The 17,210-nt window shown below is 68.4% G+C and carries 13 protein-coding genes and 2 tRNA genes; 1 reads left to right on the forward strand and 14 read right to left on the reverse strand.

Features of this window, described 5'->3' with window-relative positions; translation table 11 throughout:
- Positions 1–5: 5 nt before the first annotated feature.
- From D9R02_RS02380 to D9R02_RS02390, 3 genes are all read right to left on the reverse strand, one after another.
- Positions 6–1,256, reverse strand: coding sequence for an MFS transporter (locus D9R02_RS02380; RefSeq protein WP_259463895.1), 1,251 nt, complete (start codon positions 1,254–1,256; stop codon positions 6–8).
- Positions 1,257–1,660: 404 nt separating this feature from the next.
- Complete coding sequence (locus D9R02_RS12225; RefSeq protein WP_223110077.1) at positions 1,661–2,509, reverse strand: rhomboid family intramembrane serine protease; 849 nt, start codon at positions 2,507–2,509, stop codon at positions 1,661–1,663.
- Between the two features lie 106 nt (positions 2,510–2,615).
- Positions 2,616–3,170, reverse strand: a complete 555-nt coding sequence (locus D9R02_RS02390; RefSeq protein WP_180956145.1) for a peptidylprolyl isomerase — start codon at positions 3,168–3,170, stop codon at positions 2,616–2,618.
- A 159-nt stretch (positions 3,171–3,329) separates the two neighbouring features.
- Here D9R02_RS02390 and D9R02_RS02395 point away from each other — a divergent pair, with 159 nt between their 5' ends.
- The gene (locus D9R02_RS02395; protein WP_039101580.1) at positions 3,330–4,241 is read left to right on the forward strand and encodes a hypothetical protein; all 912 of its coding nucleotides are present in this window, start codon (positions 3,330–3,332) and stop codon (positions 4,239–4,241) included.
- 94 nt (positions 4,242–4,335) lie between these two features.
- On the opposite strand, the gene D9R02_RS02400 is transcribed toward D9R02_RS02395, so the two are convergent.
- The 11 genes from D9R02_RS02400 to dnaA all read right to left on the reverse strand — a co-directional run bounded on the left by D9R02_RS02400 (position 4,336) and on the right by dnaA (position 17,188).
- Complete coding sequence (locus tag D9R02_RS02400) at positions 4,336–5,631, reverse strand: Nramp family divalent metal transporter (RefSeq protein ID WP_019310433.1); 1,296 nt, start codon at positions 5,629–5,631, stop codon at positions 4,336–4,338.
- A 282-nt stretch (positions 5,632–5,913) separates the two neighbouring features.
- Positions 5,914–5,986, reverse strand: a tRNA-Ala gene (locus D9R02_RS02405).
- A 51-nt stretch (positions 5,987–6,037) separates the two neighbouring features.
- Positions 6,038–6,160, reverse strand: coding sequence for a hypothetical protein (locus D9R02_RS12230; RefSeq protein ID WP_019310432.1), 123 nt, complete (start codon positions 6,158–6,160; stop codon positions 6,038–6,040).
- Between the two features lie 49 nt (positions 6,161–6,209).
- Positions 6,210–6,283, reverse strand: a tRNA-Ile gene (locus D9R02_RS02410).
- A gap of 91 nt (positions 6,284–6,374) precedes the next feature.
- On the reverse strand, positions 6,375–6,860 hold the full coding sequence (locus D9R02_RS02415) for a DUF3566 domain-containing protein (protein WP_019310431.1): 486 nt from the start codon (positions 6,858–6,860) through the stop codon (positions 6,375–6,377).
- Positions 6,857–9,571: a DNA gyrase subunit A gene (gene gyrA / locus D9R02_RS02420; protein ID WP_070637273.1), complete on the reverse strand. Its 2,715-nt coding sequence runs from the start codon at positions 9,569–9,571 to the stop codon at positions 6,857–6,859. The genes D9R02_RS02415 and gyrA overlap by 4 nt, the downstream gene beginning before the upstream one ends.
- A 77-nt stretch (positions 9,572–9,648) precedes the next feature.
- Positions 9,649–11,712 (reverse strand): DNA topoisomerase (ATP-hydrolyzing) subunit B, encoded by a 2,064-nt coding sequence (gene gyrB, locus D9R02_RS02425; RefSeq protein ID WP_101888160.1) that lies wholly within the window; start codon positions 11,710–11,712, stop codon positions 9,649–9,651.
- Positions 11,713–11,962: 250 nt separating this feature from the next.
- Complete coding sequence (locus D9R02_RS02430; RefSeq protein WP_019310428.1) at positions 11,963–12,556, reverse strand: DciA family protein; 594 nt, start codon at positions 12,554–12,556, stop codon at positions 11,963–11,965.
- Positions 12,549–13,763 carry a DNA replication/repair protein RecF gene (gene recF / locus D9R02_RS02435; RefSeq protein ID WP_019310427.1) on the reverse strand — a complete coding sequence of 405 codons (1,215 nt, stop codon included), beginning with the start codon at positions 13,761–13,763 and terminating at the stop codon, positions 12,549–12,551. The genes D9R02_RS02430 and recF overlap by 8 nt, the downstream gene beginning before the upstream one ends.
- A gap of 4 nt (positions 13,764–13,767) precedes the next feature.
- Entirely contained in the window at positions 13,768–14,892 is a 1,125-nt protein-coding gene (gene dnaN, locus D9R02_RS02440; protein ID WP_019310426.1) for a DNA polymerase III subunit beta, read from the reverse strand.
- 601 nt (positions 14,893–15,493) lie between these two features.
- Complete coding sequence (gene dnaA, locus D9R02_RS02445) at positions 15,494–17,188, reverse strand: chromosomal replication initiator protein DnaA (RefSeq protein WP_121566269.1); 1,695 nt, start codon at positions 17,186–17,188, stop codon at positions 15,494–15,496.
- Positions 17,189–17,210 lie beyond the last annotated feature (22 nt).

Genomic DNA, 17,210 nt, shown 5'->3' on the forward strand with positions numbered 1-17,210 from the left:
CCTGCTCAGACCGCCGTCTGGGAGGCTGTGACGGGGTGCCCGGCCGCCAGGCGGCGTCGTCGGTCCGCCTTCTGCCGCTGGACGCCCGCGAGCGCGAGCAGCCCGCCCACGATGGACAGTGCGCACGCCACCACGGCGGGTGAGCGGTAGCCGAAGCCGGCGGAGATCACGACGCTGCCCAGCAGGGCCCCGATCGAGTTGGCCACGTTGAAAGCGGCGTGGTTCAGGGACGCGCCCATCAGCTGGGCGGAGCCCGCGGCCGTGATGAGCCAGCTCTGGATGCTGGGCATGATGAACGAGTTGACCAGCGCCATCACGAAACCGGCCACGAAGATTCCCACCGGGGAGCCGCCGAGGATCCCCATGAGCAGAAGTGCCAGGGCCAGTGCCGGGAAGCCCACCGCCATGGTGCGCCGGGCGCTGCGGTCGGCGCTGATGCCGCCGAGGGCGTTGCCGATCGTCATGCCCACGCCCACCACCGCGAGCAGCCACGGGATCGCGCCGGCGGACAGCCCCGCGAGCTCACGGCCCATCTGGGTCAGGTACGTGTAGATCGCGAAGAACCCGCCGAAGCCCACCGCGGCCACGCCCATCACGATCCACACCTGGGGCAGGGCGAAGGCCTTGAGCTCACCCCGCCGGCTGGCCCCGACCACGGGCTCCTGGCGGGGAACCGTGAACCACAGGCCGATGACGGTCGCGGCGAAGACCAGGGCCACCGCGCCGTACGCCATCCGCCATCCCCACGCCTGGCCGACGGCCGTCATGACGGGTACGCCCACCACGTTCGCCACCGTGAGACCGGACAGCGCGAGGGCCACACCCTTGGCCTGGTTGCCGGGGCCCATGACGGTGGCGGCCACCAGGGACGCGAGCCCGAAGTAGGCACCGTGAGGCACGCCCGCCAGGAAGCGCAGCACGACCAGGGACTCGAACGAGGGTGCCAGCGCGGAGGCCAGGCTGCCCGCGAGCAGCGCCGCAGCCATCACCAGGAGCATGACCGTGCGCGACGACTTCGCCGCCAGGAAGGAGATCACCGGGGCCCCCACGACGACGCCGGCCGCGTAGGCGCTCACCATCCAGCCCGCCCGGGCGATCCCCGTCTCCGGCGACTGCCCGTAGAGCTGCGGCATGAGGTCCTGGGCGATCTGCGGGAGCAGGCCCATGGAGGCGAATTCGGTGCAGCCGATGCCGAAGCCGCCCAGCGCCAGGGCGAGCAGGGCGAGTCGGCGGCGAGCAGGAGTCAGCTGGGTCATGACCACGCGGCCTTTCGAGGATCCGGGAGCGAGGGGCGGCACGGGGGCTGCCGTGCCTCTCGGGGCGGCTCTTCGCACGCGACGGCGGGTACGGGATGAGCGGGCGGCGGCGGACGGCACACATTCGTCGCGGCGCACACACGGACAACGCGCGCGGAGGGGGAATTATTCGCGCTGGGGGCCCATGTGCGGGAGGTCACCGGCGCCTTCTCCCCACCCGGTGCACGGACGTTTTCCACAGGTGTGGAGAAAAGTGTGAATATCTTCCGGCACATGTGTGGATTGGAAGCCACGAAACCCGGAAAACCGGTATCCACAGGGTTGTTCACAGGTGTGGAATTACAGATGTGTAAGTTGTTAACAGGTGTGGACAAGCCCTGTGGAGAACAGCGCTGAACACGTCGTCAGATCCTCCGCCGCAGCCGCGGCAGCATGAGCGCCGCCACGATCGCGCCGGTGACGAGCCCGCCCAGGTGGGCCTGCCACGCCACCCCTCCCACCAGGAATCCGAAGGCCAGGTTGATCACGATCAGCACCGTGATGGGCACGATGCTGTTCTCGAAGTGCCGCATGAACACGAACATGGCGCCGAACAGCCCGAAGATGCCGCCGGAGGCACCGATCACGAGCACCCAGGGATCACCGAGCAGCAGCACCCCCACCGAGCCGCCGAGCACGGAGAGCAGGAACAGCACGGCCATCCGCCACGCTCCCAGCAGCGGCTCCAGCATCCGGCCGAAGAGGTACAGGGTGTACATGTTCAGCAGCAGGTGCACCGGAGAGGGCATCGCGTGCACGAAACCGCTCGTGAGCATCCGCCACGGCTGGGAGGCGGTGAGGGCGGGGGCGTAGCCCAGCACGGTGGAGAGGTCGTAGGGCGTGAACAGGCGCGTGAGCCACTGCAGCGCCCACGTGCCCGCGCAGATGCCGATGAGCGTCCACGTCACCGGCCAGCCACTGCGTCCGCGCCCCCTCCGGGAACGCCCGCGGGAGGGCGCGCCGCCCCCGGCAGGGTCGTGCTGCCCCGCGTTGGACGGTCCGTGGCCGTGCGGCCCGTACCCGTGCGGTGCCGGGCCCTGAGCGGCGCCGTTGCCCTCCCGGGGGTCGCGCGGCTGCTGCCCGGGGAGGTACTGGCCGTAGCGGGGCGCCGGCACACCACCCGGGGGAGCTCCGTGTCCTCCCCCGGGGCCCAGGCTCCCGTGCGGGTGGGCAGGTCGCGGGTCGAACTCATCACCGGCGTGGTCGTCACTCATGTCATCTCCGACATATCAACTGGTGGGGCGGGTCATCGCCCCCGGATAGACGTGGAGCCCACCCGGTGACCGGGTGGGCTCCACGCTGTGTGGTCTCGAGTGGGACTCAGAGAGCTTCCACGTCGATGGAGGTGATCACGCAGTCCTCCACGGGGCGGTCCTGGCCGCCGGTGCGGACGGTGTTGAGCTCGTCCACGACCTTCTTGGAGTCGTCGTCCGCCACCTCGCCGAAGATGGTGTGCTTGCCCTGCAGCCAGGTGGTGGGGGCGGTGGTGATGAAGAACTGCGAGCCGTTGGTGCCGCGTCCGTTGCGGGTGCCGGCGTTCGCCATGGCCAGCATGTACGGGGCGTTGAAGTTCAGCTCGGGGTGGATCTCGTCGTCGAAGTTGTAGCCCGGGCCGCCGATGCCCTGGCCCAGCGGGTCCCCGCCCTGGATCATGAAGTCCTTGATGATCCGGTGGAACACGACGTCCTTGTACAGCGGGCCGGACTGCTTCTCACCCGTGCGGGGATCGGCCCACTCCTGGGTGCCGTCCGAGAGACCCACGAAGTTCTTGACCGTCTTGGGGGCGTGGTTGCCGAAGAGCTCCACCACGATGTCCCCGTGGTTGGTGTGGATGGTGGCCTTGTGCGTGGCAGTAGCGGAAGTCATGGCTGTCATTCTGGCACGGGTGTCACGAAGCCGTCAGGACGGCCGAAAGGTGTTCAGCGCACAGTGAAAAGGCCCCCGGGCAGCCCGATCCCCGGGAGTCTCCCAGCTCACAGAACGTATGCTGGGAAGTGGAGATTCACATCATCGCCACTGTAGGAGGGAGACATCATGAGCGTGTTCAAGAGCAAGGCTCAGAAGCAGGCCGAGGCCACCAGCAAGGCGGCCGGGCACAAGGTCGTCCACGCGGGGGACTGGCTGTCCACCGAGATCGCTGAGCTCGGCGAGAAGCTGCAGCACGGTGTGGAGGCCGGCGCCACCGCCCTCGCGAGCGGCGTCGAGGCCACGAGCCCGTACGTCCAGGACGGTCTGGGCAAGGCCCAGAGCTTCGGCGAGGACGCCCGCAAGCGCAGCGAGAAGGCCAAGGCCGCGGGTGTCGCGGCTGCCGCTCCCCTCGCCGCCAAGGCCGCCAAGAAGACCGCCACCGGTCGTGCCGCCGCCCAGGAGAAGTACTCGGGCGCCGTGGCCGCGCTGGCCGCCAAGGTCGCGGACGCGGACACCTCGGACCAGTTCGACGCACTCGTCACCAAGCTGACGGGCGACAAGAAGACGGTCAAGCGCATCCAGAAGGCCGCCAAGAACTCCGCCAAGGAGTACGCCAAGCAGCAGAAGAAGGCCCAGGGCGGCCACAAGGGCCTGCTGGTCCTCGGTCTGCTCGTGGCCGGTGGCGTGGCAGGCGTTGCCGCATGGCGCGCCTCCCGTCCGGTGCAGGATCCCTGGAAGACCCCGGCCACCGCGTCGCCGCGCGTGTCCGCGTCCCCCGTCAACACCAACTCCACCGTGGCCGCCGGCACCGGTGTGAAGGTGGACGACGTCAAGGACCCCACGTCCAGCGCACACCAGGGGGGCACCGCCACGCAGGCGGCCCACCGCGCCACGGACGGCGTGAAGTCGGTGGCCGAGGACGCCAAGCAGACCGTCAACGAGGTCAAGGAGCAGATCAAGGGCTCCAAGACCGATGACACCAAGCTGGGTTCCGCGGACAACGCCTCCAAGCACAACCCGGGCAACACCAAGCACTGAGGTTGCGCAGGATCCCCGCCGGGGATCCCGCGGCCACAGCACGACGCCGCGCTCCTCGTTCGAGGGGCGCGGCGTCGTCGTTGTCAGGGCCGGGTCAGGAGAAGATCCCGGCCACGGTGTCGTAGGTCTGGTAGACGCCCAGAATGATGAACAGCACCGCGCACACCACCAGCACGGCGTTGGTGAACATGCCGTTGCGCCACTTCTTGGGGGTGCGGGACGTGTTGAGCAGCCCCAGCAGGGTGACGGCCAGGAACGGCATGAACAGGGCGCCCAGCACGCCGTAGAGCAGGATCAGGAACACCGGCTTGTCCAGCAGCAGCAGGAGCATGGGCGGGAAGGTGAGCCACAGCAGGTAGAACTTGAAGTACTTGCCGCCGGTCCTCGTGTCCGGGTGCCCACTGGGCCTGTTCCGGACGTTGCCCCAGTAGTCCGCGAACATGAGGGACACACCGGACCACACGCCCACCACGGAGGAGAACGAGGCGGCCCAGAATCCCACGAGGAACGTCACGCCGATCACGTCCCCGTAGCGCTCGCGCAGCACCTTGTCGAGGTCCAGCAGCCCCTTGTCCCCGGCACTGATCGCGTAGCCCGCCGAGTAGAGCACCTCGGCACCCACCACGAGCATGGCCAGCACGAAGATGCCGGTCATGGTGTAGGCCACCACGTTGTCGAGCTGCATGACGCGCATCCACCGGGGCTGGTGCCAGCCCTTCTCCCGCAGCCAGTAGCCGTACGCGGCCAGGGTGATGGTGCCGCCCACCCCACCGGCCAGCGCCAGCGTGTACACCACGCCGCCCTGGGGGATCACGGGGATCAGCCCGGTGATCATCTCGGGGATGTCCGGCACCGTGATGACGGCCAGGCCCACCATGACCACGAACATGATGCCCACCATGGCCGCGGTGATCTTCTCGATGACCGCGTACCGTCCGAGCCACACGATCCCGAACCCCAGCACGCCCATGATCATGGCCCACGCCCACAGCGGCAGGAACGGGAACAGGGCCGCCAGGGGCAGCGCGGACGAGGACATGGCGGTGGCTCCGTACACGAAGCCCCAGATGATGATGTACGGGCCGAAGTACCAGGAGGTCCAGCGACCCAGGGACCGCCAGCCCTCGAAGATGGTGCGGCCACTGGCCAGGGAGTAGCGCCCCGCTCCCTCCACGAGCACGATCTTCATGATGGTGCCGGCCACGACCGCCCACAGCAGGGTGTAGCCGTACCGGGAACCGGCGGTGAGGGTGGCCACCATGTCCGCGGCCCCCACGCCCGTGGCGGCGACCACCAGTCCGGGGCCGATCAGCTTCCACCGCTCGATCCGCTCGAGCGGCTCGTGGGGATCGACCGAGGCCAGGGGCTGCAGGGGGGTCTTGTCGCGCATGGGGAGACTCCGCACTTCGATATGGGGCACGTCACAGGTGGGGACCAGTCTGTCACGGCCCCGCGCTCCTCGGTGACAGTCGCGTTCCACGGCGGGCCGCCCGTGCCGCGCAGGAGGCGCCCCCGGGAACCGGCGGGCCTGAGGCACCCGGTGCCCCGGCGCCGTCGGCCCCGTGCATGTCCCTCTGTCGGTGCCGGCGGCCCTGCGCGGCCCCCCGCTCACCTGCTGGGGAACGAGAAGAACCCCGGACACCTCATTGCAGAGGCGTCCGGGGTTCGAGTGTGGAGCCTAGGAGATTCGAACTCCTGACATCTGCCTTGCAAAGGCAGCGCTCTACCAACTGAGCTAAGGCCCCGTATTCAGTTGCGGCGCTCCTCCGCCGGGAGGAACGCCGTGCCCGCGGTTCTCAGTCCACGGGATCCACTGCCGAATTCCACGCGTCCCGCTTGGCCTCGGCACCGCGCCAGGACTTCACAGCGGCCACCGTCAGTCCGGTCAGGGCAACCAGTGCCGCAATGCGTGACTTCACAGGGATCCTCCGGTCGAGCAGAACTCGCGGTGGGTGGGAATTCGATGGGTGGGCGTACCAGGAATTGAACCTGGGACCTCTTCGTTATCAGCGAAGCGCTCTAACCGTCTGAGCTATACGCCCTCAGCGTGGCCGGAACAGAGCATTCTCTGGCTGGCCACGCCAAGACTTTACCGGAGGTTGGTCCCCGCACCAAATCTGTGCGGGCCGGGGATCAGTCGTCGGTGAGGGTCACGCCGATGCCGCCGATCAACGACGCCGCGATGTTGTACAGGATCGCTCCCAGCACGGAGAGCGCAGACAGCAGGATCACGTTGACCACGGAGATCAGGGTGGAGAACAGCGCCGTGTTGCCGAGCGACAGGAACTTCTTGATGTCCGCTCCCTCCGCACTGCCACCGAGCATGGAGAGCAGCTCGTTGATGCCCTGGAAGAGACCGGTCAGATCCAGCACGAGCCACAGCACGAGGGACGCGACCACGGTGATGATCCCCAGGGCCACGGACAGCAGGAACGCCAGCTTCAGGACGGACCACGTGTCCACCTTGGAGACCACCAGGCGGGCGCGGCGCACCTTGGCCCGGGGGGCGGGTCGCACGAGCCCCTTGCCGGAAGTCTTTCCGTTCTGCTGGGGCTTGGACTTCTTGGGGGAAGAAGTCGTCGCGGGCTTGCCCGCTTTCGAGGCCGAGCTCGCGCTCATGCGTCACCTCCGTTGTCGTTGTCCTCCAACGCTACTGCATCGTTCTGGCCGTCGGAGTCAGCCTGGCCGTCCCCGGTGCCCTCCGGGACGACGTCACCGGATCCGGTGTCCCGTCCCTCACCGACGACGCCGCCCGGCCCGGTGCCGTGCGCCGCGTCCTCCTCGGCCACTTCCTTCTCGATCTCGCGCTCCGCGTTGCGGGCCACACCCACGATGGTGTCCTCGGGGCCCGGCTTGGCGAAGATCACGCCCATGGTGTCGCGGCCGCGGGCCGGCACCTCACTCACGGTGGAACGGACCACCTTCCCGCTCTCCATGACCACGAGCACCTCGTCGTTCTCGCCCACGATCAGACCACCCACGAGGCCGCCGCGGACCTCGGCGAGCTTGGCCACCTTGATGCCCAGCCCACCTCGGCCCTGCACGCGGTACTCCTGGACGGAGGTGCGCTTGGCGTAGCCGCCCTCGGTCACCACGAACACGTGGGAGTCGTCGTGGACCACGTTGGCGGAGAGCAGCTCGTCACCCGAGCGGAACTTCATGCCCGTGACACCCGAGGTGGCGCGACCCATGGGGCGCAGGGCGTCGTCGTCGGCGCGGAAGCGCAGGGACTGGCCGTGGCGCGAGATCAGCATGACGTCGTCGTCCGTGTCCACGAGCATGGCCGAGACCAGCTCGTCGTCATCGCGAAGGTTGATCGCGATCACGCCGGCGGAGCGGTTGGTGTCGTAGTCCGTGAGGCGGGACTTCTTGACCAGGCCGTTGCGGGTGGCCAGCACCAGGTACGGCGCGTCCTGGTACGAGCGCAGCTCCATGACCTTGGCGATCCGCTCCTCGGGCTGGAACTCCATGAGGTTGGCCACGTGCTGGCCCTTGGCGTCCCGCCCGGCCTCCACGAACTCGTAGGCCTTGACGCGGTAGACCCGGCCCAGGGTGGTGAAGAACAGGATCCAGTGGTGGGTGTTCGTCACGAAGAAGTGCTCCACGACGTCGTCCCCGCGCAGCTGGGCGCCCTTGATGCCGCGGCCGCCGCGGTGCTGTGCGCGGTACTCGTCCGCGCGGGTGCGCTTGACGTAGCCGTCACGGGTGATGGTGACCACCACCTGCTGCTGCGGGATGAGATCCTCCATGGAGACGTCCCCGTCGAAGCCGTACAGCACCTCGGTGCGGCGGTCGTCCCCGTAGCGCTCCACGATCTCCGCGAGCTCCTCCGAGATGATCTCGCGCTGGCGTGCCTCGGACGCGATGATCTCCTCGTACTCGGCGATCAGCCGCTGCAGCTCCGCGTGCCGGTCCTGGATCTTCTGGCGCTCCAGGGCGGCCAGGCGCCGCAGCTGCATGTTGAGGATCGCCTGGGCCTGCGCCTCGTCGATCCCGAGCAGCTCCATGAGCCCGCTGCGGGCCTCCTCCACCGTGGGGGAGCGGCGGATCAGGGCGATGACCTCGTCCAGGGCGTCCAGGGCCTTGAGCAGGCCCAGCAGGATGTGCGCCTCCTCCTGCGCCTGCTTGAGGCGGTACCTGGTGCGCCGCACGATGACTTCCATCTGGTGCGTCACCCAGTGGTGCACGAACGCGTCCAGCGACAGGGTGCGCGGCACGCCGTCCACGAGAGCGAGCATGTTCGCGGAGAAGTTCTCCTGCAGCTGCGTGTGCTTGTAGAGGTTGTTGAGCACCACCTTGGGCACGGCGTCGCGCTTGAGCACGATGACCAGGCGCTGACCGGTGCGCCCGGAGGTCTCGTCGCGCATGTCCGCGATGCCCTGGACCTTGCCGTCCTTGACCAGGTCCGCGATCTTGATGGCCAGGTTGTCCGGGTTGACCTGGTAGGGCAGCTCGGTGACCACCAGGCACGTGCGGTTGTGGATCTCCTCCACGCTGACCACGGCGCGCTGCGTGATGGAGCCGCGGCCCGTGCGGTAGGCCTGCTCGATCCCCTTGTGCCCCAGGATCTGGGCGCCGGACGGGAAGTCCGGGCCCTTGACCCGCTTGATGAGCTCCTCCAGCAGGGTCTCGCGGTCCACGTCCGGGTTCTGCAGGTACCACTGGACGCCGTCCGCGACCTCGCGCAGGTTGTGCGGCGGGATGTTCGTGGCCATGCCCACCGCGATGCCCGCGGAACCGTTGACCAGCAGGTTCGGGAACCGGGACGGCAGCACCGTGGGCTCCTGCTGCTTGCCGTCGTAGTTGTCCTGGAAGTCCACGGTGTCCTCGTGGATGTCCCGGACCATCTCCATGGCCAGCGGCGCCATCTTGGTCTCGGTGTACCGGGGTGCCGCGGCGCCGTCGTTGCCCGGGGAGCCGAAGTTGCCCTGCCCCAGCGCGAGCGGGTAGCGCATGGTCCAGTTCTGGATCAGTCGCACCAGGGCGTCGTAGATCGCGGAGTCGCCGTGGGGGTGGTAGTTGCCCATCACGTCTCCGACGACGCGAGCGCACTTGTTGAACGAGCGCTCCGGGCGGTAGCCGCCGTCGTACATGGTGTAGAGCACGCGGCGGTGCACGGGCTTGAGGCCGTCCCGCACGTCCGGCAGCGCACGGCCCACGATCACGGCCATGGCGTAGTCCAGGTAGGAGCGCTGCATCTCCGTCTGCAGGTCGATCTGCTCCACGCGGTCCGAGGTCACCTCGAGGTCGTCCACCACGACTCCCTCGACCGCCTCGGGGGTGTTCTCCGGATCCACGGGGCCGGGGCCTGCCTGCGTCTCGTCACTCATGCGTTGCTGTCCGTTTCTGCTGGTCTCTCACGGTCCACTGTTCATGCCGGCAGGGGAATATCCGGCGGTTGACATGCCTAGATGTCGAGGAACCGAATGTCCTTGGCGTTCTGCTGGATGAACTCCCGACGGGACTCCACGTCCTCGCCCATCAGCACCGAGAAGACCTGGTCCGCCGCGGCGGCGTCGTCCATGGTGACCTGCAGCAGCGTGCGGTGCTCCGGGTCCATGGTGGTCTCCCACAGCTCGGTGTAGTCCATCTCGCCCAGACCCTTGTAGCGCTGGATGCCGTTGTCCTTGGGCAGGCGGCGGTTCTCCGCGAGACCCTTGGACAGGGCGGCGTCGCGCTCCGCGTCCGAGAACACGTAGTCGTGCGGCGCGTTGGACCACTTGATGCGGTACAGCGGCGGCTGCGCGAGGTACACGTAGCCGTGCTCGATGAGCGGGCGCATGAAGCGGAACAGCAGCGTGAGCAGCAGCGTGGTGATGTGCTGGCCGTCCACGTCCGCGTCCGCCATCAGCACGATCTTGTGGTACCGGGCCTTCTCGATGTCGAAGTCGTCCCCGATGCCCGCGCCGAACGCCGTGATCATGGACTGCACCTCGGCGTTGGACAGTGCACGGTCCAGCCGGGCGCGCTCCACGTTGAGGATCTTGCCGCGCAGCGGGAGGATCGCCTGGTGCGCGGGGTCGCGGCCCTGCACCGCGGAACCACCCGCGGAGTCGCCCTCCACGATGTAGATCTCCGAGAGCGTGGGGTCCTTGGACGAGCAGTCCTTGAGCTTTCCGGGCATCCCACCGGACTCCAGCAGACCCTTGCGGCGCGTGGTCTCGCGCGCCTTCCGGGCGGCCAGGCGGGCCTGGGAGGCGTAGATGGCCTTGCGGACAATGTCCTTGGCCGGGTTCGGGTTGCGCTCCAGCCACGCCCCGAAGAGCTCGAACATCTCGCGCTGCACGAAGGTCTTGGCCTCGGAGTTGCCCAGCTTGGTCTTGGTCTGGCCCTCGAACTGCGGCTCGGAGAGCTTGATGGAGATCACCGCGGTGAGACCCTCGCGGACGTCCTCGCCCGTGAGGTTGTCGTCCTTGTCCCGCAGCAGCTTGTTCTCACGGGCGTAGCGGTTGATCAGCGTGGTCAGTGCGGTGCGGAAGCCCTCCTCGTGGGTGCCGCCCTCGTGCGTGTTGATCGTGTTGGCGTACGTGTGCACGGACTCGTTGAACGCCGTGGTCCACTGCATGGCCAGTTCCAGGGACATCTTCTTGTCCTGGTCGTCCACCTCCAGGGAGATCACGTCCTGGTGGATCAGCTCCGCCTTCTTGGAGGAGTTCAGGAACGTCACGTAGTCCAGCAGGCCGTCCTCGTAGCAGTAGACCACCTGGCGCGCGCCGGCCGCCGCGGCGTCGTCGTCCGCGCCGGCCGTGCCGCCGTCCTGTCCCTCGAGGGGGCCGGTGGCGTCCGCGACAGTGTCCCCGGCGATCTCCTCGCCGGTCTCGTCCGTGGCGCGCTCGTCCGTGAGGGAGATCCGCAGGCCCTTGTTCAGGAACGCCATCTGCTGGAAGCGCGCACGCAGGGTCTCGAAGTCGAAGTCCACGGTCTCGAAGATCTCGGCGTCCGGGTAGAAGACCTGGGTGGTGCCCGTCTCCTCCGTGGCCTCGCCCTTGACCAGCTCACCCTGCGGGCGGCCGCCGTTGGCGAAGCTCATGCGCCACACGTGCCCCTGGCGGCGGACCTCGGTGTCCACCCGCGAGGACAGGGCGTTGACCACGGAGATGCCCACGCCGTGCAGACCACCGGAGACGGCGTACCCGCCGCCGCCGAACTTGCCGCCCGCGTGCAGGATGGTCATCACGACCTCCACGGTGGGCCTGCCCTCGGTGGGGTGCATGTCCACGGGGATGCCGCGGCCGTTGTCGGACACGCGCACGCCGCCGTCCGCCTGCAGCGTGACCTCGATGTGGTCGCAGTATCCGGCCAGGGCCTCGTCCACGGAGTTGTCGACCACCTCGTAGACCAGGTGGTGCAGACCCCGGGGCCCGGTGGAGCCGATGTACATCCCCGGGCGCTTCCTGACCGCCTCGAGACCTTCCAGGACGGTGATGTCGCTCGCGCCGTACTCGTGCTGTGGGGAGTCCTCTGTAGCCACGGGGTTTCCGGTCCTCCTGCGTAATCGTTGGCGATCGTCGCCCGGCCCACATGAGTACAGCCGATGAGACGGTTCGCGGCTCATCGGCTGGCGGGACGAAGAGATCTGTGACTTCTCATTCTAGCGGATGTTCCCGCGGATCAAGCCCTCAACGGCCGCCAGACGCCCCGGAACCCCGCCGTGATGGGTGACGTCATTTCCGGGGCCCGGAGCGGCTCGCGGGATTCTGGCGGGTTTTGGGCGGATCCGCCTACCCGTACGTGTCCCGGGGGCCTCGACCCTGCACCGCCCAGCGTCCCCGCTTCCAGCTGGGCCCCACAGGGCCGTGGATCTCCAACCTGGTGACGATGCCCTCGCCGAGCTTCTCGGCGAAGCTGCGCAGGATCTCGGACTGGATCAGCCGCAGCTGGGTGGCGTACGCCGTGGAGTCGCAGCGCACCCGCACCACCGTGTCCTCGAAGTGCTCGGGCCACGTGTGCTCCGCGTTGCGCGGACCCACCAGGGAGGCCCAGTCCGCGAGCACGCTGCTCACGTTCACGGGGGTCTTCCACCCGCGGTGGGTCATGAGCGTGTCCACCACCGAGGACAGCGGCCGGGGGTCCCGCGCCGAGCGTCCCGGGCCGGAGAATCCCCCCAGCTGCCGGGGGTCCGTCCCGTAGCGGTTCCTGCTGCGCAGCGCCGGGGAACCGGTCCCCTCCTCCATGGCGGTTCCGAACGCCCGCATGTTCTTGGCCGCGGCCGCGGTGGACAGCGGCTTGTCCCCGCGGTCCTGCGCCGCCTTCCGCGCCCGCTGCAGGGCCACGGCCGCGGCGTCCACCACGTCCCGGTGCACCGTGTCACTCATCTCCGGCGCCCTCGTGCTGGTCCGCTCCGGCGGACGACGCCGCCGCGCCGCGTTCCCGGACCACGCCCGGCTCCACGTCCAGGACCGTGTGGGAGCTCTCGAGCAGAGCCGCGGGAAGGTCCTCGTCCACGGCCGCCGTGACGAGCACCTGTTCCGCCTGCCGCACGAGCTCCGCCAGCCGACTCCGGCGGCGGGCGTCCAGCTCCGCGAACACGTCGTCCAGGATCAGCACCGGAGCGGCACCCGGGGACGGGTCGTCGGCCACGTGCACGTACCAGGACCCCAGGCGCAGCGAGAGGGCGATGGACCAGGTCTCCCCGTGGGACGCGTAGCCCTTGGCGGGTGTGTCTCCCAGGCGGATCAGCAGATCGTCCCGGTGCGGACCCACCAGGGTGATGCCGCGCTCGCGCTCCTGGCGCTCCACGCGTTCGAAGGCGTCCATCATGAGCCCGTGGAGATCCGCCACGGTGAAGTGGGCGAGGGCGTGCTGGTCCGCGCCCGGGGCCACGGAGGAGCTCTCGTACTCGAGCCTGACGTGCTTGGGGCCCTCCGTGAGCTGCTGGTAGGCACGGTCCACCTCGGGCTCCAGGGCCTCGAGGAGCTGGAGCCTCGCGGCCATCAGAGCCGCGCCGGCCCGTGCCAGCTGGTCGTTCCACACCGCGAGCGTCGCCCGGTCCGAGTCCGAGAAGGCCCGGGAACGGCGAGTGGACTTGAGCAGGGCGTTGCGCTGCTTCAGCGCACGGTCGTAGTCCGAGCGGGCCGCGGAGAGCACGGGCCGCATGGCCGTGGCGAGGTCGTCCAGGAACCGCCGCCGGTGGGACGGATCACCCTTCACCAGGGTGAGGTCCTCGGGGGAGAACAGCACGGTGTGCAGTGTCCCGAGCGCCTCCCGGGCGCGCACGGGTGCGGCGCGGTTGATCCGCACGCGGTTGGCCCGCGCCGCATTGAGCTCGTACTCCAGCACCGTGCGCTGCCCACCGCGGTTCACCCGCAGCCGGATGATCGCACGCTCCGAGCCCGTGGCGATCAGGGGCCCGTTGCCGGAGACACGGTGGGAGGCCAGGGACGCGGCCCAGTCGACCGCCTCCACGATGTTGGTCTTGCCCACGCCGTTGGGACCGGCGAACACCGTGAGTCCCGGGGTCAGTGCGAGGTCCAGACCGGCGTAGGTCCGGTAATCCAGCAGCGAGAGGTGGTCTACGAACACACGATCACTGGTTGGGCAGACGGACCGGCATGAGCAGGTACTTGTAGTCCACGTCATCCTCGCCGTCCGGCTCTGCCTGCGCGGAGAGCACGGCGGGCTTGGGCGGAGCGGTGAACGAGAACCGCACGTAGGCCGAGTCGAACGCGTTCAGTCCCTCGGACAGGTACGTGGGGTTGAACGCCACGGTGATGTCGTCCCCGTTGAGCTGCGCGTCAAGGACCTCGGAGGCCTGGGCATCCTCACCGGTGCCGGCGTCGAGCGCCACCTGGCCCTCGCTGAAGGCCAGCCGCACCGGGGTGTTGCGCTCGGCCACGAGGGACACGCGGCGCACGGCCTCGACGAGCTCCGAGGTGCGCACCACCGCGGTGATCGGGGTGTTCTCGGGGAACAGCGAGCGGATCTTGGGGTACTCGCCGTCGATCAGCAGGCTGGTGGTGCGCCGACCGCCGGACTCGAAGCCCACGAGCTCGGTGTTCTCGGCCAGCGCCATGTTGACGTCCCCGGCAGAGCCGAGGGTCTTGGCGACGTCGTTGAGGGTCTTGGCCTTGATGAGTGCCGCGGTGGACAGCGTGGGATCGGTGGGGCGCCACGTGAGTTCGCGCATGGCCAGGCGGTACCGGTCCGTGGCTAGGAGGGTCATCTTCTCGCCCTCGATCTCCATGCGGATGCCGGTGAGGATCGGGAGGGTGTCGTCCTTGGACGCCGCGATGTTCACCTGCGCGACGGCGTGGGCGAACTCGTCACCGGCCACCACGCCCGAGAGCTCCGGGAGGCCCGGCAGCTGGGGGTAGTCGTCCACCGGCATGGCTGCGAGGTTGAACTTGGAGGACCGGCACGTGAGGGTGACCTTTCCGCCGTCGGCCTCGAGCTGAACGGGCGCGGAGGGCAGCGAGCGGCAGATGTCCGCGAGCAGGCGACCCGAGACGAGGGTGGTTCCCTCCTCCATGACGTCCGCACTGATGGTGAGGCGAGCGGAGATCTCGTAGTCGAAGCTCGCGATGGACAGGGACCCGTTCTCCGCCTTGATGAGCAGACCGGACAGCACGGGAACGGGGGGCCGCGGGGACAGCGAACGAGCAGTCCAGGTGACTGCTTCAGCCAGTACGTCGCGCTCGACCGAGAACTTCACGAAGGTGCCCCTCTGTTGGCTTTGGACAGGAGTGTCTTCCCTGCATGGTATCCGCCACGGAGGACGCCTCCCCAACGGGGTGAGGTGGTGGGGAGATCGTGTGCGCCGCCGTCGCGTCGGGGATTCGTGTAATTACAGAGATCCTCGAGGGGCGCACGGGGTGGATCGTCCGGATTTTTGTTATTCGGTGGATCTTTCTTTAAGGGTCAGAAGTGTTAATAACCCCTGTGGGTTCTGTGGATAACCGCCTGCATCCCAGCCGTCGAGCGGCTCCACGGTGTTGATGCACTGTGGATCGGCGGCCACCTGCCTGTGACCGCTCAGTGCAGAACTTCCGCGTGATTCCGGGGATTCCACAGCACTGCCCACCGATTCGCAGACGTTCTCCACCGGCCCAGGCTCGTTGTCCACAGATTTTTCCACACCGCCTCGTTCTCGCCCGTGCACAGGCCGTCCACACAGGGCCCTGGCGCTGTGGAACGCGCCTCCAGAAGCGCGGGGTGGAGCGGTCCGTGCCTGTGGACGAATCACAAGAACGGGGCCCCGGACATGGCCAGGGCCCCGTGGAGGATCTCTGCGGTGCGGGTGCTCGCCGCCGGGCTCAGCCCTCGCGCGACTGCTGCTTGATCCGGTTGGTCAGTTCCGTGACCTGGTCGAAGATCTGTCGACGCTCCGCCATGAGGGTGCGGATCTTGCGGTCGGCGTGCATCACGGTGGTGTGGTCACGGCCCCCCAGCTCCTGCCCGATCTTGGGAAGGGACATGTCCGTGAGCTCGCGCAGCAGGTACATGGCGATCTGCCGAGCCGTCACGAGGGTCCGGGTGCGGGACTTGGACTTCAGCTCGTCCAGGGTGATGTTGAAGAACGCCGCAGTCTGGCCCAGGATCGACGCCGCGGTGATCTCCTGCCCGCCGTCGTCCGTGATCAGGTCCTTGAGCACCAGCTCGGCGAGGGGAAGATCCACGGGCTGCTTGTTGAGCGACGCGAACGCGGTCACCCGGATGAGCGCGCCCTCGAGCTCGCGGATGTTCGTGGAGATGTGGGACGCGATGTACTCCATCACGTCGTCCGGGGCATCCATGCCTTCACTGATGGCCTTCTTCCGCAGGATCGCGATGCGCGTCTCAAGCTCCGGCGGCTGCACGTCCGTGATCAGACCCCACTCGAACCGGGACCGCATGCGCTCGGCGAAGCCGGTGAGCTGCTTGGGAGGCATGTCGGAGGTGATGACGATCTGCTTCTCGTGGTTGTGCAGCGCGTTGAAGGTGTGGAAGAACTCCTCCTGCGTGTGCTCCTTGCCCGCGAGGAACTGGATGTCGTCGATCAGCAGGAGGTCCACGTTGCGGTAGATGCCCTTGAAGGACGAACCCTCGTCGTCCCGGATGGAGTTGATGAAGTCGTTGGTGAACTCCTCGGAGTTCACGTACCGCACCCGCATCTTGGGATAGAGCCGCTTGGCGTAGTGGCCAATGGCGTGCAGCAGGTGGGTCTTGCCCAGGCCGGAGTCCCCGTAGATGAACAACGGGTTATATGCCTTGGCGGGGGTCTCCGCGACCGCGAACGCTGCGGCGTGGGCAAAACGGTTGGACTGGCCGATCACGAAGGAGTCGAACACGTACTTGGGGTTCAGCCGGGCGGAGCTGTCCCACTCGGAATCGGCGGGGCTGGTGTCCGAGCCGTTGCCGGTGGTGAGCACCTCCCGCGGCGCGGGGACCGGGGTCTGCTCCCTGCGGGGCGGAAGTCCTCCGAACTCCGCATCCCGACCGGGTGGGGCAACGGACGGCTCTGCGCCGGGACGGGTCGAGAACCGGCTCTCGGGATCCGCCGCCTGTTCCTGGGGAGTGAGGAACGAGCCCGGCGCGCGCTCCGCCTCGATCTCGGTCAGCGAGGGCGCGCTGGGTCCGCGCTGCTGGGTGGAGCTGGACTCGGTGTCCGCCCGGCCACCGTCCGCCGGGGCGCGGTGCGTGCGATCAGCGCTGGCGCGGCGGGTGTCAGCCGGGGGCCGCGACGGGCTCGGCTGCATCTCGAGCTCCGGGTCCACCACGAAGGCCACCAGGGTGTCGGCGCCGAAGACCCTGTGCACGGTGTCGTCCAGGATCTCGGACATGGGTCGGTGCTGGAGGAACTCGCGGGTGACCTCACTGGGAACGGCCACCAGGAGCGTGGAGCCCATCAGCCCACGGGGTTCGCACAGCGCGATGTTGCCGCGTGAGCGCCCGGTCACCCGGGGATTCTCGTTCATGAAGCGGACACACTCTGCCCACTGCTCGGACAGTGTCTGGTTGTCCTGCTGCATGAGCGACTCCTGACGTGTTGGA

Source organism: Kocuria rhizophila (assembly GCF_003667225.1).
GTDB lineage: Bacteria > Actinomycetota > Actinomycetes > Actinomycetales > Micrococcaceae > Kocuria > Kocuria rhizophila.

Bases quoted from the DNA above. Each gene is read 5' to 3' on its own strand.
- D9R02_RS12225 (WP_223110077.1), bottom strand. From the start codon at position 2,509: ATGAGTGACGACCACGCCGGTGATGAGTTCGACCCGCGACCTGCCCAC.
- D9R02_RS02400 (WP_019310433.1), bottom strand. From the start codon at position 5,631: ATGCGCGACAAGACCCCCCTGCAGCCCCTGGCCTCGGTCGATCCCCAC.
- dnaA (WP_121566269.1), bottom strand. From the start codon at position 17,188: ATGCAGCAGGACAACCAGACACTGTCCGAGCAGTGGGCAGAGTGTGTC.
- D9R02_RS02380 (WP_259463895.1), bottom strand. From the start codon at position 1,256: ATGACCCAGCTGACTCCTGCTCGCCGCCGACTCGCCCTGCTCGCCCTG.
- D9R02_RS02430 (WP_019310428.1), bottom strand. From the start codon at position 12,556: ATGAGTGACACGGTGCACCGGGACGTGGTGGACGCCGCGGCCGTGGCC.
- gyrA (WP_070637273.1), bottom strand. From the start codon at position 9,571: ATGAGTGACGAGACGCAGGCAGGCCCCGGCCCCGTGGATCCGGAGAAC.
- D9R02_RS02390 (WP_180956145.1), bottom strand. From the start codon at position 3,170: ATGACAGCCATGACTTCCGCTACTGCCACGCACAAGGCCACCATCCAC.
- D9R02_RS02395 (WP_039101580.1), top strand. From the start codon at position 3,330: ATGAGCGTGTTCAAGAGCAAGGCTCAGAAGCAGGCCGAGGCCACCAGC.
- D9R02_RS02415 (WP_019310431.1), bottom strand. From the start codon at position 6,860: ATGAGCGCGAGCTCGGCCTCGAAAGCGGGCAAGCCCGCGACGACTTCT.